16 protein-coding genes are annotated in these 17,341 nt (G+C 45.6%); 5 read left to right on the plus strand and 11 right to left on the minus strand.

Features of this window, described 5'->3' with window-relative positions; all coding sequences use genetic code 11:
* Window positions 1–116: 116 nt before the first annotated feature.
* From KNP88_RS03045 to zapA, 10 genes are all read right to left on the minus strand, one after another.
* Complete coding sequence (locus tag KNP88_RS03045) at window positions 117–1,079, minus strand: electron transfer flavoprotein subunit alpha/FixB family protein (protein WP_214766536.1); 963 nt, start codon at window positions 1,077–1,079, stop codon at window positions 117–119.
* Window positions 1,080–1,094: 15 nt separating this feature from the next.
* On the minus strand, window positions 1,095–1,868 hold the full coding sequence (locus KNP88_RS03050; protein ID WP_214766538.1) for an electron transfer flavoprotein subunit beta/FixA family protein: 774 nt from the start codon (window positions 1,866–1,868) through the stop codon (window positions 1,095–1,097).
* Between the two features lie 77 nt (window positions 1,869–1,945).
* The gene (locus KNP88_RS03055; protein WP_051667299.1) at window positions 1,946–2,524 is read right to left on the minus strand and encodes a fatty acid metabolism transcriptional regulator FadR; all 579 of its coding nucleotides are present in this window, start codon (window positions 2,522–2,524) and stop codon (window positions 1,946–1,948) included.
* A 71-nt stretch (window positions 2,525–2,595) separates the two neighbouring features.
* A complete protein-coding gene (locus tag KNP88_RS03060; RefSeq protein WP_214892218.1) occupies window positions 2,596–4,269 on the minus strand; it encodes an AMP-binding protein in 1,674 nt (557 codons plus the stop codon).
* A 219-nt stretch (window positions 4,270–4,488) separates the two neighbouring features.
* Entirely contained in the window at window positions 4,489–5,382 is an 894-nt protein-coding gene (locus KNP88_RS03065; protein ID WP_034800851.1) for a YitT family protein, read from the minus strand.
* Window positions 5,383–5,570: 188 nt separating this feature from the next.
* Window positions 5,571–5,978, minus strand: coding sequence for a DUF350 domain-containing protein (locus KNP88_RS03070; RefSeq protein WP_029331108.1), 408 nt, complete (start codon window positions 5,976–5,978; stop codon window positions 5,571–5,573).
* A 10-nt stretch (window positions 5,979–5,988) separates the two neighbouring features.
* Window positions 5,989–8,355: an endonuclease MutS2 gene (locus tag KNP88_RS03075; protein WP_214768714.1), complete on the minus strand. Its 2,367-nt coding sequence runs from the start codon at window positions 8,353–8,355 to the stop codon at window positions 5,989–5,991.
* Window positions 8,356–10,071 (minus strand): DNA polymerase/3'-5' exonuclease PolX, encoded by a 1,716-nt coding sequence (gene polX / locus KNP88_RS03080; protein WP_214892220.1) that lies wholly within the window; start codon window positions 10,069–10,071, stop codon window positions 8,356–8,358.
* A 45-nt stretch (window positions 10,072–10,116) separates the two neighbouring features.
* Window positions 10,117–10,665 (minus strand): CvpA family protein, encoded by a 549-nt coding sequence (locus tag KNP88_RS03085; RefSeq protein ID WP_214892221.1) that lies wholly within the window; start codon window positions 10,663–10,665, stop codon window positions 10,117–10,119.
* 3 nt (window positions 10,666–10,668) lie between these two features.
* The gene (zapA, locus tag KNP88_RS03090) at window positions 10,669–10,905 is read right to left on the minus strand and encodes a cell division protein ZapA (RefSeq protein WP_012371043.1); all 237 of its coding nucleotides are present in this window, start codon (window positions 10,903–10,905) and stop codon (window positions 10,669–10,671) included.
* Window positions 10,906–11,025: 120 nt separating this feature from the next.
* Here zapA and rnhC point away from each other — a divergent pair, with 120 nt between their 5' ends.
* Window positions 11,026–11,952, plus strand: a complete 927-nt coding sequence (rnhC, locus tag KNP88_RS03095; protein ID WP_214892223.1) for a ribonuclease HIII — start codon at window positions 11,026–11,028, stop codon at window positions 11,950–11,952.
* Window positions 11,953–11,966: 14 nt separating this feature from the next.
* On the opposite strand, the gene KNP88_RS03100 is transcribed toward rnhC, so the two are convergent.
* A complete protein-coding gene (locus KNP88_RS03100) occupies window positions 11,967–13,436 on the minus strand; it encodes a UDP-N-acetylmuramoyl-L-alanyl-D-glutamate--2,6-diaminopimelate ligase (protein WP_214892225.1) in 1,470 nt (489 codons plus the stop codon).
* A 133-nt stretch (window positions 13,437–13,569) separates the two neighbouring features.
* On the opposite strand from KNP88_RS03100, the gene KNP88_RS03105 reads away from it, so the two are divergent.
* From KNP88_RS03105 to KNP88_RS03120, 4 genes are all read left to right on the plus strand, one after another.
* Window positions 13,570–14,232 carry a response regulator transcription factor gene (locus KNP88_RS03105; RefSeq protein ID WP_088837582.1) on the plus strand — a complete coding sequence of 221 codons (663 nt, stop codon included), beginning with the start codon at window positions 13,570–13,572 and terminating at the stop codon, window positions 14,230–14,232.
* On the plus strand, window positions 14,216–15,601 hold the full coding sequence (locus KNP88_RS03110; RefSeq protein ID WP_214892227.1) for a sensor histidine kinase: 1,386 nt from the start codon (window positions 14,216–14,218) through the stop codon (window positions 15,599–15,601). Before KNP88_RS03105 ends, KNP88_RS03110 begins: the two co-directional genes overlap by 17 nt.
* 78 nt (window positions 15,602–15,679) lie before the next feature.
* Entirely contained in the window at window positions 15,680–16,117 is a 438-nt protein-coding gene (locus KNP88_RS03115) for a MarR family winged helix-turn-helix transcriptional regulator (protein WP_088837584.1), read from the plus strand.
* The gene (locus KNP88_RS03120; RefSeq protein WP_214892230.1) at window positions 16,114–17,295 is read left to right on the plus strand and encodes an MFS transporter; all 1,182 of its coding nucleotides are present in this window, start codon (window positions 16,114–16,116) and stop codon (window positions 17,293–17,295) included. Before KNP88_RS03115 ends, KNP88_RS03120 begins: the two co-directional genes overlap by 4 nt.
* Window positions 17,296–17,341: the final 46 nt, after the last annotated feature.

Raw genomic sequence — 17,341 nt, forward strand, 5'->3', positions numbered from 1 at the left:
TTTGAGTATAGCACAGCGATGTCGTTCGATAAAAGAAACTGCTCACGACGATTTCACACCGCCCACCGCGCAGAAAAAGAGGAGCAGAGGATGATTCCTCCGCCCCACTTTTTAAATTAATGAACGAGCATTTTCTTGAATTCTGCTGTCAGTAATGGCACAACATCAAACAAATCTCCGACGATGCCATAATCTGCGACCGAGAAGATATTCGCTTCCGGATCTTTGTTGATGGCGACGATGACTTTCGCATTCGACATGCCTGCCAAGTGTTGAATCGCTCCGGAAATGCCACAGGCGATGTAGAGATCCGGTGTAACGACTTTCCCCGTTTGACCAATCTGTAACGCATAGTCACAGTAATCAGCGTCACAGGCGCCACGAGAAGCGCCGACTGCCCCGCCAAGTAAATCCGCTAATTCCTGTAACGGTGCAAACCCGTCAGCACTCTTGACACCACGTCCACCCGCAACGATGATTTTCGCCTCTGATAAATCGACCCCGCCCGTTGCTTTACGAATGACTTCAGAAACGATGGTCCGTAAATCTTTTAGTTCGACCGTTACTGCTTCAATCGATCCGTCCGAACTGCCTTCCGCTAACGGTTCGATGTTATTCGGTCGGACCGTAAACAGTGTTTTACCTTCTGTGACTTTTACCTTTTCAAAGGCTTTCCCTGAGTAAATCGGTCGGATGAACAACGCATCCGCTCCGCTTCCCTCGATTGATGTGACGTCACTGATTAAACCGGCTTCGAGCTTCGCTGCAATTTTGGGTGACAAATCTTTTCCGAGCGACGTGTGACCGAAGACGAGTACATCCGGTGACACACGGTCAATCAGTTGCATGAAGACTTGTCCATAACCGTCCGGTGTATAGTGAAGAAGACGTGCGTCCTCTACGACGAGAACCTGGTTCGCCCCACGCGTCGCGAGTTGTGCCGCATCTTTTGCTACGTTTTCCCCAATCAAGGCGACGACGACTTCATCTGCTACAAGTTTCGCTGCCGCAATCGCTTCAAACGAAACATTTCGTAAATTACCATCACGTGATTCTGCAAGTACAAGTGCTTTTGACATATCGTTCATTCCCCCTTAGACTACTTTTGCTTCGTTTCGTAATAGCGCAGCGAGTTCTTCGACTTGTGTCGAGATCTCCCCTTCGAGCACTTTACCAGCGGCTTTGTTCGGTGGTAAAAAGCGTTCGACTGTCTCGAGACGTGGTGCTAGTTCATCTTCGTCCAGTTCAAGATCTGAGAGATCTAATTCTTCAAGTGGTTTCTTTTTCGCTTTCATGATTCCAGGAAGACTAGGGTAACGCGGTTCGTTTAACCCTTGTTGTGCCGTGACGAGTAACGGTAACGACGTTTTGATGACTTCCGTGTCCCCTTCCGAGTCACGTGTGACGACAGCATCCGTTCCGTCGATCTCTAACTTCGTGATCGTCGTGACATATGGTATGTCAAGCAACTGTGCGACACGTGGTGCGACTTGTCCGCTTCCACCGTCAACCGCTACGTTCCCGGCGATGATTAAGTCAACGTCTTGTTCCTTCAGATAACCAGCGAGGACTTCAGAAACCGAGAAATGATCCGCTTCTTCTACATCGTCCTCAATCGAAATACGAACCGCTTTGTCAGCCCCCATTGCAAGTGCTGTTCGTAATTCTTTATCCGCATCTTCCGGTCCTACTGTTAAGACGGTTACGACTCCCCCTTGTGCATCCCGCACCCGAATCGCTTCCTCGACCGCATACTCATCATATGGATTGATGATGAACTCTGCTCCGTCTTCCTCAATCTTACCGTTTTCGAGCTGGATTGCTTCTTCCGTATCAAACGTCCGTTTTAACAACACATAGATTTCCATCACTAGCTCCCCCTTGTCAACTTCTATTCACCATCATCCGTTGTATCCGCTTACAAAAAGCTTGTCTTGAAAAGGGCTTAACTCAGCCCTTTGATCAGCATTCGATGAATACCATGTTGCGTTTCCAATAAATCATATTTAAAGCCACTCGCCATCCAACTCGTGACGACTTCATCAATCGTCCCGAAGACCATTTGTCTCGCCAACCGATAATCCAGTTCGGCTGAGAACTCGCCTGATGCGATCCCATTGTGAATGACACGGTCAATTAAATGGAGATATGGTTTGAGGACGGTCGCAATCTTTTGCCGCATCTCTTGATTTGACTGCCGTAACTCGATTTGTGTGACGACGGCCAAATCATAATCGACGGACAGTTGCTCCAAGTGTGCCTCAATCAATGCAGCGAGTTGTTTCGTCGCTGATTGATGATTCGCGATTTGAGCTTCTGAATACTCGATGAAACTCCCCATCTTCGCTTCGAACAAAGAGATCAACAGGTGTTCTTTGTTTTTAAAGTAAAGATAAATCGTCCCGTCTGCGACGCCTGCTTCTTTCGCGATGGCTGTTACTTTCGCGCCATGATAACCGTTCTTTGCAATCACTTTGACTGCTGCATCAATGATGCGATCACTCTTAGACATTGTTCTTTTCATAAAGATATCTCCTAACAAATAAAATGAATGATGGTTCATTCATATTTATTCTACCATGTCTTTCTTTACTGTCAACTGCTTTCTTCCAGCTGTTTTGCCCGTTCTTCTTCGACTAGGACACGGCGGAGAATCTTCCCGACAAATGTTTTCGGCAACTCTTGTCTAAATTCGTAGCGTTTTGGTACTTTGAACGATGCTAAGTTTTTTCGACAGAACTGATCAAGTTCTTCCTCCGTCACGCTCATTTCATCTTTGAGGACGATAAAGGCCTTCACTGTCTCACCTCTATAAGCATCAGGTACACCGATCACGACAGCTTCTTTGACTGCAGGATGTTCATATAAAATTTCTTCGACTTCACGTGGATAGATATTAAATCCTGAAGCGATGATTAAATCTTTTTTACGGTCGACAATCCGGAAATAATGGTCTTCCCCCACATATCCTAAGTCCCCCGTGTGCAACCACCCATCACGCAAGACTGCCTGCGTATCTTCCGGACGTTTCCAATATCCCTTCATGACTTGCGGACCTCGGACAAGAATCTCACCAATCTCACCTGGTGCTGCTAGCGTCTCACCATCGGCTTGAACGATTTTTGCGATCGTGTCTGGAACCGGAATGCCAACTGATCCTGGAACGCGTTTATCCCAAATGCAGTTCGTATGTGTGACAGGGCTCGTCTCTGACAAACCATATCCTTCGACGATCCGTCCACCCGTCACACTTTCAAATTTCTCCTGGACTTCGACCGGAAGTGGTGCCGAACCGGAAATACAAGCCTCGATGGACGAAAGATCATATTTTTTCAGTTTCGGATGATTTAATAAACCGACGTACATCGTCGGTGCACCCGGGAACAAGTTCGGTTTTTCTTTATCAATCGTTTTCAGCACTTGTTCAATATCAAACTTTGGTAAGATGATTTGCTCATACGTATTAAAAATACCAAAGTTTAAGTTGCAGGTCATGCCATACACGTGGAAATAAGGAACGACCGCTAATAATTTACGCCCATCACCGCGTGAATATTTATAGAACCAGTGCCCAATTTGTTCGACGTTCGCGCTTAAATTGTAATGCGTCAACATGACGCCTTTCGGTGCTCCTGTCGTGCCACCGGTATATTGTAAAACAGCAATGTCTTCTTTTGGATCAATCTCGACCGGTTCAATCGGAGGGTGCTCTCGGTGTGTCAAAAAAGGAATGGATCCCGTCGTATCGACGATGATGTTGTTGTCCTTGCGTGATTTGATTGGATATAGTTTGTTTTTTGGAAATGACAGATAGTCTGCGATGCTCGTCGTCACGACCGTCGTCAAGGGCGTCGATGACTTGACTCGTGTCGCCTTCGGGTAGAGAAGATCGAGGGTGATGAGCATTTTCGCAGAAGAATCGACTAGAATTTGCTCGAGCTCACGGTCCGTATAGAGCGGGTTTACTTGGACGACTGTTCCACCGGCGTATAATACGGCATAATAACTCAGCATATACTGCGGGCAGTTCGGCAACATTAAACCGACACGGTCCCCTTTTTCGAGCCCAGCTTCTTGTAAAACGTGTGCTAGACTTCTTGCTTCTTGTCGTACTTCCTTGAAAGTCATTCGTTTCCCAAGAAAACTCAGTGCCCGTCGCTCGGGAAAATCATCTGCCGCTTCATCTAAAGCTTGGTACAACGGAATCTCACGATAGTCGATTGATGCGGGTACTTGCTCTGGATAATCCTTTAACCATACTGAATCCATTCAAATCCCTCCCTGTGACTGAATTACTATTCATTTTTATTATACGTGTTATTTCCCCTTTACGGCTACTATTGGCTAAAAAAAGTTAAAAAATTCCTCTTTTCATGAAGACGGGTTTTCTTATGATTAAGGACTTCATCAAAAAAAGCCTACCGTTCACAACATATGAACAATAGGCTTGGAACCGAACATTTAATTTTAGCCTGACCTCGCTTCATCTTATCGTGAAGGATACGTAAATCCTTCTCCGATGACTTCACGTACTTTATGAATGACGACGAAAGCTCGTGGGTCTGCTGCTTCGACAATTTGTTTTAGTGGCGCGAGTTGGCGTTTATCGACAATCATATAGAGCATGTCATTTTTTTGTTTCGTAAAATGACCATGACTATGGATGACAGTCGCACTTCTTCCGAGTGTTTCCGTCAGCACAGTCGCAATCTCTTCTTGACGGTGACTAATGATTGTGACCGCTTCTCGAACATTCAGGCCTTCGCTGACGAGATCAATCAAATAAGAGCCGATGATGATTGCAATCAATGTATACAGCATCGTTTCTTCACCGAATAAGAACCCGGACGCTCCGACAACGATGACATCGATGATAAACATCGAGACTGCAATCCCGAGGTTCAAATATTTATTCATCAGACGGGCGATGATGACACCACCACCTGTCGTCCCCCCTGCGCGGATAACAAGACCGATTCCGACCCCGATCAAAATCCCTGCGTAAACCGTCCCGATCAGACGATTATCTGACGAAGTCGTGAATGATGCCGTCGTCGAGAGGACGAAGGATGTCACCGCAACCGAGATGACCGAGTAAATCATCGTTTTTCGACTTAAGAAACGATAACCGATGATGAAGAGAATAGCGTTCGCAAGGAGCGAAACAAGTCCCGGATCCCAGCCATACAGGTAATAGAAGATGACCGTAATCCCAATTAATCCACCTTCAGATAAATCATTCGGTATCGTAAAGTAATTGACGCCAAATGATAAAATGGCGGAACCAACGATAATCCAAAAAATATCCTTCCACGAGATGGCTTGCATGGCTTCGAATGCACGTCGTCTCGTTTCATTTGTTGTTGTTTTTCTGACATTCATTCAATGTTCCTCCTTCATATGAAAAGTAGTCCTCACTCCATAAAAATTCCGCACTGAATGAAGTTCAGTACGGAATGATCACTTAGCAAAGCCAGTTCTTTTAATTCATAAAGATCCATAACAATCCGACGACTAAAAAAGCAATCGAGACACCAAACATAATTTTTGCTAACCGTTCTAACACAAGCTCACCCCACTAACGCAGAACCGATGACGAATGACATCCCAATCGAGAGAGCACACGCAATGATACCGACTGCGATGTTTCCTTTTTCGATTTCTCGGTCTACTGGGAGATTAGGTGTCAAGAACTCAAAAATCCAATAGGTCGAGATTAACAATAAAAATCCAAAGGCACTCTCTAAAAAAATTGCCCCGACACGTTCTTCACTTTGGACAGCGAAATGAACGATGTTTGCGAGTCCGATGATTTTTCCGCCTGTCGCTAGAGCAACAGCGATGTTTCCACTCTTGATATGTTCCCAGTTCCGATACCGTGTTGTCAACTCAAACAGTGCAAGACCCATGATAATTAAGAGACCCGCAACTGAATAGAGCGCCGTCGTATAGACGTAGACGTTTTCAAAGATGTTCATTCGCGTTTCCTCATTTCAATTCGATGATTGTCACGCCATGTCCACCTTCACCTTGACCACCGAGTCGAGACGTCTTCACGTGACGGTTGCCACGCAAGTATTCCTGCACGCCTTGACGCATCGCACCCGTCCCGAGTCCATGAATGACACGGATATGATCATAGTTCGACAATAACGCCTGATCCATGAAACGTTCCAGTTTCGATAGACCTTCTTCTACCCGTACACCGCGTAAATCGAGTTCGGCTGACGGAGACGATTGTTTTGTGATACTTGAACTTCCTGACCGTTTCGTTGTCTTCTGGGTTGGTTTGGCTGCTCCGATTTTAGCGAGATCACCGGGCTTGACGTTGACTTTCATGATACCGACTTGAACCGTGTAGTCGCCGTTCGAGTTTTGATTGATGATGTAGCCTTTTTGATTGAAGGTCGTCACTTTAACTTCTTCACCTTTAGCAAACGTCGGCGTTTTATCATGTTTCGCTTTTACTTTCGCAATCCGCTGATCTTGTAAGGTTGGTTTTGCTTGTTCGAGCTGCTTGCGGGCTTCAATCAATTCATGTTCCTTGACGGCACCTGCATCACGGAGTTCTTTCAGGCGTTTGATAACAGCCTCCGCCTCTTTTTGAGCGCGTTCGACGGCTCGTGTCGCTTTTTCTTCTGCTTTCGCTAAAATTTCATTTTTCTCCTCAAAAATTTCAGCTTGTTCCTGTTCGAACTGTTCGCGCTCTAATGTCAGTCGTTCTTTTTCTTGTTGTAGTTCTTGCTCGAGCGATTCGGCACGTTGTTTCGCTTCCTCGAGTCGACCAATCATCGTTTCGACAGACTGAGCATCGCTTCCGACTTGACCACGCGCTGCCTCAATCACCATGTCCGATAAGCCAAGTCGTTTCGAAATTTCAAAGGCATTCGAGCGACCTGGGACACCAATCAGTAAACGATAGGTCGGGCTGAGTGATTCGACATCAAATTCCATCGAGGCATTGACGACACCTTCACGATTATAACCATAAGCCTTCAGTTCCGAATAGTGAGTCGTCGCGGCGACACGTGCTCCGCGACGCTTGACTTCATCGAGAATCGCAATCGCGAGTGCCGCCCCTTCCGTCGGATCAGTTCCTGCTCCGAGCTCATCAAATAGGACGAGGCTCATGAAGTCAATCTTCTCCATCATCGAGACGATGTTCGTCATGTGTGAACTAAACGTCGAGAGATTTTGTTCAATCGATTGTTCGTCACCGATATCTGCATAAATCGCATCAAAGACACTCAGTTCCGTTTCGTCGGCTGCCGGCACGTATAATCCGGACTGGACCATCAGTTGCAGAAGACCAATCGTTTTCAACGTGACGGTTTTCCCACCGGTGTTTGGTCCAGTGATGACGAGTGATGTAAATTCGCCACCTAAGGAAACGGTGATTGGGACGACATCTTCATCCGCAATGAACGGATGGCGCGCTTCTTTTAAGACGATTCGCCGTTCTTCATTCAAGCGTGGTTCGACGGCACGAATTTGATGACCATACAACGCTTTCGCCATGATGAAATCGAGTTCTGCCAACACATCGAGATTAATCCGTAACGAATCTCCGACTGCACCGACAAGTGCCGATAACTGGGCTAAAATGCGTTCGATTTCGGCACGTTCTTTGAGACGCGCTTCTTGGATTTCGTTATTTGCGGCAACGACGGCTTGTGGTTCGATGAACAGTGTTGCTCCAGACGCTGATTGATCGTGGACAATCCCGCCAAATGCTTGACGGTATTCTTGTTTGACCGGGACACAATAACGGTCGTTTCGCATCGTGACGATGGCATCCGACAACATCTTCGATTTACTGCGTAAGACACCGTCGATTTTCGAACGGACTTGTCCTTCGAGTGAGCGCAGCTGACTTCTTAACGACCGTAGTTTGTCACTCGCAGAGTCTTGGACGACGCCTTGGTCATCAATCGCATGACGAATCCCTTGTTCGATTTCGACGAGCTTCGTAATTTGCTCGATTCGGCTGTCGAGTGCCGGCAATCGTAAGTCGGGATTGTCCTCGTGCAGCCGTTCTTGAAAAGCTTTCACTTGGCGTCCGGAGTAAACGACGTCTGCTACAGCCAACAATTCACTCGTCGAGAGGATTGAACCGATCTCAGACCGTTTGACTTCACTACGCACATCCGTTAGACCGCCGAACGGATAACGGTCGCGTAGACGATAGACCGTCGTCGCTTCCGTCGTCACGGCTAAGAGTGCTTTGACTTGTTCATAATCTTCTGACGGTTGCATATTTTTGACGAACTGTGCTCCGAGCGAGCTAGCCGTTTGTTTGATGAGTAAGTCTTTCAATTTATCATATTCTAAGACGCGTAATGCGTTAGCATTCATTTAATCCACTCCTAAACGTTTTCGATCAAAGAAGGCACGCGCCTCCTGCGCCGTCCACGTATTGATGACATCTGTTGGTTCCAAGTATGCTTTACGTGCATGGAGGACTCCAAGTTTCATGTCTTCTAACATTTCTGGACGGTGTGTGTCCGTATTAATCATCATTTTAACACCCGCTGCCTTTGCTTTCGCGAGCGAAGCCGCCGTTAAATCAAAACGTGCCGGGTTCGCATTCAGTTCAAGCGCTGTCCCTGTCTCTGCCGCCAGTTCAATCAGGCGATCAACATTGACGGCATAACCTTCGCGCCGACCGATGATTCGTCCTGTCGGATGGGCAATGAGTGAGACATAAGGATTACGACAAGCATTTTCTAACCGTTGCATGATTTCAGTTTCCGTCTGATCAAACTTCGAATGAATCGAGGCGATGACGTAGTCCATTTCCTGCAAGAACTCATCCTCATAATCAAGTGATCCATCCGGCAAGATATCCATCTCGACACCACATAAGATTGTCATGTCGGGATGTTTCTTACGCGCGGCTTCAATCTCAACACGTTGTTTGCGTAAGCGATCTATCGTCAATCCGTTGACGAACTTCATGTATTGGCTGTGATCCGTGATGGCCATCCACGAGTAACCGCGCGCAGCACAAGCATCGACGAGTTCTTCGACTGATAAGGTTCCGTCCGACCACGTCGTATGCATATGGACATCCGCTTGGATATCTTTTTCCGTAATCAGTCGCGTCAAATCTTGTTCAAACTCGTGGCGCCCGCTACGTAACTCTGGTGGGATGAACGGCAAGTCATACCGCGCGAATAATTCATCCTCTGTTTGTGGCTGGAACAAACCGTCTTTCGTCTCGACACCGTATTCCGAAATACTCTCACCACGTTCTTTTGCGAGTTGCCGCATCCGAACATTATGATCTTTCGACCCTGTGAAGTGATGTAACGTCGAGGCGAATGCTGCGTCGTCGACTAAGCGGAAGTCGACTGCGATATAGTTCGTATCGCGTTTTAAGACGACCGATACTTTCGTCTCACCTGCCGCGATGATTTCATCGATTTGCTCAAGCTCGAGTAATTGTCCTTTGACGACTTCTGCTTGATCTGTCGACAAAATAAAATCAAGATCCTTGCACGTCTCTTCAGACCGCCGGAAACTTCCGCCAACTGCGAATCGGATGATTCCTTCAAATGCCGTTAGCGTCTGTTCGAGTTCACTTACGATTTTTCGCATGACACCGTACGGTAAACGTTCCGGTCGTGTTTCAAAGGTTTCGAGTGCCTTCACGTATTTTTCGACTGTCTTTTTCCCGAATCCCGGCATCGCTTCGACTGTACCATCCTCCAGTTTTTCGGCAAAGGAATCTGCATCGATGACACCGACATCATGTAATTTTGCGAGTTTCTTACCTCCGAGACCAGGAATCTTCAGTAGCGCAATCAGACCTTCTGGCACTTCTTGTTCCAGTTCCGAGAGTGCCGTACTCGTGCCTGTCGTCCGGAATTCTTCAAGGACCGCCGCTGTTCCTTTGCCAATCCCTTTCATCGCTGTGAAATCTTCAATGTCCATGAAATCGTGTTCTGCCGCTTCTAATATACTTGCCGCCTTACGAAAGGCATTGATTTTAAATGGGTTTTCACCTTTTACTTCGAGATAAACGGAAATCCGTTCTAAATGTCGAATCGCATCTTGAGTCGTTCGCATCGTCAATTCTCCCCTCAAAAAAAGCCCCCAGTTAACGGGAGCGCGTTATTTTATCAAACCGACTTTCGTCATGAGCCATTCCGCTAATAACGGTGTATGTTGAATCATGAATGTCGCCAAGCTCGAATTCGCAATGGCATCTTGAATCGATTGGACTGGCGCAAAGGCTGCCAAAAATAGAATCAAGAACACGAAAATATACATCTCGATGAATCCAAATATACCGCCGAGTAAACCTTTCACTTGTTTTAACACTGGAATGTTCGTCAAGGAATCAAACATCGATAAAATCATTGATAAAATGATTTTTGTCCCGAAAAACAGAACGATGAACCAAAATGCTTTATAAAATACTTCATCTAACCCAATTGAGCTCGGAATTGAAAACATCGTTAAATCAATTCCAGCATCGTCGAGTGTTGATGGATATGGAACCCATAATTTAAATTTTGCAGCTAGCTCATCATAAAACGAGAGTGCCACGATGAACGAGATCAACAGACTCAGTAAATGTCCTGCTTGCAAGATAACGCCTCGACGGACACCTGTCATCGTTCCTAATGCGAGAAATAATAAAATAATAAAGGTAATCATAGTTTAAAGTTCACCCAAATTCTTTTTGATTTTTACGTAATCACTACCAATATTGAGAGCCGCTAAAACGGCAATTTGACGAACGTCGAGTTGTGGTGCTTGGTCTCGAATTTCCCGAATCTTTGTATCGACGAGGAGACCCACTTCACGTACGTGTTCTGGCGACTCCGTCCCGACAATCGTATAATCATTACCTGCGATATGAATCGTCGTCCGGTTCAGCCCTTCTGAATCAGCCATTATTCTGTCCTCCTCATACTTTGCTTCTTTCATATAGTACCATCATTTTTGAAATAGGAAAAGAAGTCCACCATCGGTCTAGAGGATGGTATGCTTGTTGTCTGAAAGGATGATCTATTTATGGGAACCGTCGTTTTAAAATTACCAAAGGATAAACAAGAAGTCGTTATTTCTGATTTTCAAGCTTCTCGTATCACATCGCCACCATATGCCCGCTTTGCTGCACGCACGAAAACCTGTGTCGTCACCATCTATAATTCAGGAAAAGTAATGTTCCAAGGCACAGAAGCTGAGGCGATTTCTGCCCGTTACGGAGCCCCGCTCTTAAAGAAAGCCCCTTCCACTGCGAGTGGACTGCTTCCGAGAGACTTCTCGACTTGGTCAGTCATCGGTAGTGATGAAGTCGGGAAAGGAGACTTCTTTGGTCCGCTCGTCGTCGTTGCCGCCTATGTAGATGCACAACAAATCGAGCTCGTCCAAGAACTTGGTGTCCGTGATTCCAAAAATGTCTCGGACATCGAAATCCGAAAGATTGCCCGCGACCTTCATGCCGTCATTCCGTACGAATTCCGAATCCTTCATAATCCAGACTACAATCGGATGCAGCGTACGATGACACAAGGAAAGATGACGGCACTTCTACACAATTCAGCGCTTGGTGGTCTGCTCGAAAAGCTCGAAGTCACTCCAAAAGCGATTCTAATCGATCAGTTCGCAGAAAAAGCGACCTATTATAAACACTTGTCTGGTGAAGTAAACCAAGTTAAAGAGAACGTCTATTTTTCGACGAAAGCAGAAGGACTTCATGTCGCTGTCGCAGCAGCGTCCATCCTCGCACGCGCGATCTTTTTGAAAGAGATGGATGTACTCAGTCAACAAGCGGGTACAGAAATTCCAAAAGGTGCAGGTGCAAAGGTCGATCAAGTCGCTGCATCACTTTTATTGAAACACGGTCCAGATCAATTAAAGAACTGGACAAAATTTCATTTTGCTAATACAAAAAAAGCGACACAATTAGCTGAAAAACGAAACCGACCATCATCCTAAGGAGTGGTCGGTTTTTAAATGGCTGACTCTTTTCCTTTCAAACGCCCTAACTCCGCGAGAAGAATTTTCGTTTCATTGAACGGGACACCTTCAGTCCCGATTCGCTCGATTTCTTCGTGTCCTTTTCCGACAATCACAACGCGTTTTCCTTCGAGCGCAATTTCAGCTGCCGCGAGCAAGGCATTTTTTCGATCTACGTGACAAGAAATGATTTTATCAGACGAAATATCCACGCTCAGTTCATCAATAATTTGTCTTGGATCTTCTCGTCTCGTATCGTGAACCGTGACGATAATTCCTGCACAATATTGTGCCGCAATTCGTCCCATTTCCTGACGTTTCGTCCGGTCACGTTCACCTGCTGCACTTAATACGACGTATAATGCCTCATTCGAAACGGATAGCGCTTCTAAACATTTTCTTAACCCGTCTGGAGTGTGCGCATAATCGATATAAATTTCCGTTCCTTCAAACGATAGCCGCTCGAGTCGCCCTTTGGGTAAACGAAGCGACGGGATATGTCGAATTAATTCATACATGTTGACCTCGCCTGTTTTCATCAATCCGATCGCGGCTGCTAAATTGACCGCATTAAAGTTTCCGAGTAGCGCGATCGGGACTTCAGTAGTCGTTCCGTCAATTCGAACATTTACAGATTCCTCTCGCCACTCGACTACAATTGATGCTTCCGATTCTATCTTTGTCGAATACCACGTGACAGGAACATTTGCCCCGGCCCGCTCCATGACGTGACTCGCCGCATCTTCCTCATTTAAGACGAGTCCCTTCCCGTCATTCCTCGCTACTTGTTGAAACAACATGCCTTTCGCTTCCGCATACTCTTCCATCGATTGATGATAATCCAGGTGGTCATGTGAAAGGTTCGTGAACGCCGCTGCGTGGAAGGATACACCTTCTACACGTCCCTCAACTAACGCATGTGACGATACTTCGAGCATGCAGTCCGTTACGCCATTGTTGACCATTTCGTGTAATAAACGATGTAAGATGACAGCTTCCGGTGTCGTATTTGGTGTCTCAAAACGTTGCCCATCAATCAGAGCACCTACCGTACTGATCATTCCCGTTCGTCTTCCGGCAGCTCGAAACAAGTCGTAGGAAAGTTGCGTCGTCGTCGTTTTCCCATTTGTTCCAGTAATACCGTAGACTCTCATCTTTTGACTCGGATGGTCATAAAAAAAATCAGCAATCTTTCCTGCTGCTTTTTTCGTATCCGGTAAGAGAATCGTTGGAATCCCTACTACCCCGACTTGTTTTTCAGCAAGAATCGCAACCGCTCCGTTATCTTTTGCTTCTTGTACATATTGATGCCCATCTACCGTATAACCACGAATGCAGATGAACAGGCTCCCCGGCTTCACTTTGCGTGAGTCCGTTTCAATGCTTGTAATCACTGGGTTTTCTTCAGTCGTTAACTGGAAAGGCGAAAGCAAGTCTGACAGTAATTTGTGTTGATGATTCATGGTGTTCGCTTCCCTTCTATGTTCAAAATCCGAATTTGATTTTGATCCATTCTAGCATTTTCTAAACAGTCTTCCAGTAATCTTCAGTTAAACTTCAGGTAAGTATGCTACAACTAAAGTTGAGGTGAAAACTATGACACATATATTAATAGCAGAAGATGAATTTGACATTCGTGAACTGCTTACGGAATTACTTGAATCAAGTGGATATAACGTTTCCTGTGCCACAAATGGGATGGAGGCATTAAAGTTATATCAGTCCGATTCATTCGATTTAATCATTTTAGATATCATGATGCCCTATTTTGATGGTTTTGAAGTCGCACGCAACATTCGAAAGCAATCACAAACACCAATTATTTTTTTGACGGCCTTGCAGGATGAGGAAAATCAAGTGAAGGGATTTGACCTTGGAATCGATGATTACATCGCCAAACCCTTCTCACTTCGGATTTTACTACGAAGAATTGAAGCGATCATCAGACGAATCCAGACGAACTCTGAAGAACAACTCTCTTTTCGAGAGATTACCCTATTTCCGTCAAGCTATAACGTTTTAATTTCAGGAATTCAAACGACGTTGACCCTCAAGGAATTTCAAATCCTTCATTTATTACTTGAAAATCCTGGACGAGTCTTAGAGCGCGAACAGTTGATTCAACAACTTTGGGGATTCGATGCATTAGGAGATACACGTTTTTTAGATACACATATTAAAAATTTACGTAAAAAAATTGATTTACCTTACATTCAAACCGTGAAAGGGGTCGGCTATAAACTTGAAGCGACTAATTAAACATCCACGCATCACGGGAAAACTTTTTTTCCTGACGATGAGTTTGTTGATTGTGGCAGTTCTTTCGACGATTGGTTTTTTATATGCGACATTACCTTCTTATTATCAAAGTTATCGGGAAGAGCAATTTCACGCGACGATGGCTTCTCTTCAAGAAGAGAGCACGCATCTCTCGAGCGAAAATCTCCTTCCGTTGCTCGATCAGTTAACGGCAAAAGGGATTCGTTTTTCCTTATGGACGGAAGAAGATCAATTGTTATACGCACCTGGTTTTGGACGTGGACCGGTTCGACGAACTGCCAATACTTCTCCTGCTGGAATGATTCAAGATTCAATTCCGCTTCAATTAGTAGACCAAACTGTCATTTTAGATGTCGATCAGATGATTCAGCCAATCGATGAAGTGAAAAGCGTTATTTTAAAATTAGCGCCCTATATCGTCTTACCCTTGCTTCTGCTAGCAGGTCTTGCCGCCTATCTGTATTCGCGCATCATCTCACGCCCACTCTTAACAATTAATCAAGCAACAAAAGAACTGGCGAACTTGAATTTTTCCGTCCGAACCCATCATACTTCTGCCGATGAACTGGGTGATTTGTCACGAAACATTAACCAATTGGCGACTAAACTTGAAGTCACGATGGAGTCGCTTCAAACATCCAACGAACAATTGCGGTTCGAGTCCGAAAAAGACCGTAAGCGCGATGCGGAACGTCGTCAATTATTCCTCGCCATCTCACATGAACTCAAAACACCCATCACCATTGTGAAAGGTCAAATTGAAGGAATGCTGTTAAACCTCGGTGCCTATCGTGACCGGGATCATTATCTAGCTCGGGCGGGGCACGTCATCGAAGATATGGAGCGACTCATTGCCGAATTGTTAGAAGTCGCTCGTGTTGAGCAAATGAATCTTCAACTCACACCAATTAACCCGCTCACATTAATCAAGCATCAATTGCAACAGTTCGATCAGTTAATTGTCGATCGCAACCTCGACATCGTCCTCATAGAAAACGAGTTGACTGTTCAAACCGATGCCCAGTTACTTGAACGGGCACTCCATAATCTCTTGATGAATGCGATTTCCTATACCGCTGTTAATGGAACGATTCAAATCGAGTTCGAACAAGGAGACGAGTTGACGTTGCGCATTACAAATTTCCCGACGACCCAAGATTCGAGTGAGACCGCTGCCTGGTTTAATCCTCTCGAACGCTCTGAGCAATCCCGAAATCGTATGCATGGTGGCAGCGGGCTCGGACTTTATCTCGTTCATCAAATCATGGAACGACTAGACATCGATGCTACTCTTCAAGGAAGTCCCAATCAGGTTCAATTTGCAGCACGGTTCAAATCAATCGTTTAAGATTTCCTCCTTGCCAAACACTAACTTCATTCGTTATACTCCTTTAAGTTAACTAGTTAACTTAAAGGAGGTTTTTTAATGTCATCCCAACAAGAAGATATTCTTGGTCAACTTTCAAAAGTGGCACGGCTCGTCAAACGAGATATCGACGCCGTCCTTGCCCAACATTCTTTGCACACTGGTCAATGGGCCTTGTTAAAAGCAGTCTCCTTACTTGAACCGGTGTCGCAAATCACCCTCTCGAAATACTTAATCATCGAAAAACCAGCTGTCACGAAAACGGTCGTTCGCTTAGAAGAACTAGGCTTCATCTCTCGGAAATCCGTCGGACGACAACGCCTTGTTGAATTGACACCACAGGCAAGAGCTGCTTTCGATGCTATCGATGAAGCAGTCCAGGCAGCACATCGCTTGTTCCTAGGTGAACTATCAAAAGAAGAACAACATTCTTTAGAGATTTTGATGACCCGTCTGCTGGCGACCCACCGTCCTGTCGAACAGGAGGAATCTTCTTGAATCGTTTATTCCACCGTCACTATGTAACGACACTCGTCGTCAATCTACTGTTGTTCATCACCTTCTATTTATTGAATGCTTCCTTACCTTTACTGGCCGCACAACAGTTCAATGTTTCTCAAAGTTCGCTCGGTTGGGTCGTAACGGCATTCATTTTAGCAACGGTTTGTTCACGTCCTTTAATCGGACATTGGCTTGATCGTTATGAACTCAAACGAATGTTACTGCTGTCCGCTACATTTTTCATGATTGTCAGTTGCTTATATCTCATCGTCTTACCGCTCGAATCATTCAGTCTGTTGCTCATCATTCGCATCTTACATGGTTTTAGTTTCGGAATGATTTCTTCTTCACTGAGTTTGAGTGTGACGACCTTGATTCCAAAGCCGCGTCAAGGAGAAGGAATGGGCTATTTCGTCCTCTCGATGAACCTTGCTTCCGTTCTCGGGCCGGTCATCGGATTGACGTTGATTGCACACGATGCGCTCGTCTGGTACTTCGTAACGATTGCCCTGCTTGCGATTTGTTCGTTTAGTTTCATCTGGCGTTTACCATTAACGAGTAGTCACGTTACGAGTTCCGCACCATTTCGTTTACGGCAGTCGTTATTCTTATCAAGTCCTGTCTTGCTTCTTGCAACTGTTCTTGCTGGTATTGCGATTTCAAGTACATCCGCGTTCATTTCGCTGTATGCAGATGCGATGGACCATGTCACTTATGCCTCTTACTTTTATGGTCTTGCTGCACTCGGCATGGTTGCCATTCGTCCTTTTGCCGGTAAGCGGTTTGATCGACGTGGACCAGCCTCTGTATTGGTGCCATCGTATGTTCTATACGCCGTCGGTTTTTTAGTACTCGGACTGTTCCCGACACTTCCCGGATTATTGTTCGCCGCCCTCATCATCGGAATTGGTTCCGCTTCGATTTTCCCAGGGTTACAAACCGTCATGTTGACCTATGCGGCTCCCGCACAAAAAGGCAAGGCGATTTCGACATTCTTTCTCGCTTACGATAGCGGGTTCGGAATCGGTGCTTTTCTTTTGTCAGGCATCGCCGCGAAAGTGGGTTACTCGAACATGTTTTTGATGTGTAGCCTCATCGTCGTCAGTAGTGGACTCTTATACGGTTATTTCCGTCGATCAACGTTGCTTTCAACTAAACAAAATATTGCTTCTTAAAGCGCTCAAGGAAAAACTCTCTCGTCTAAAGACGCGAGAGCTTTTT

The organism is Exiguobacterium sp. H66 (assembly GCF_018618705.1).
GTDB classification, from domain to species: domain Bacteria; phylum Bacillota; class Bacilli; order Exiguobacteriales; family Exiguobacteriaceae; genus Exiguobacterium_A; species Exiguobacterium_A oxidotolerans.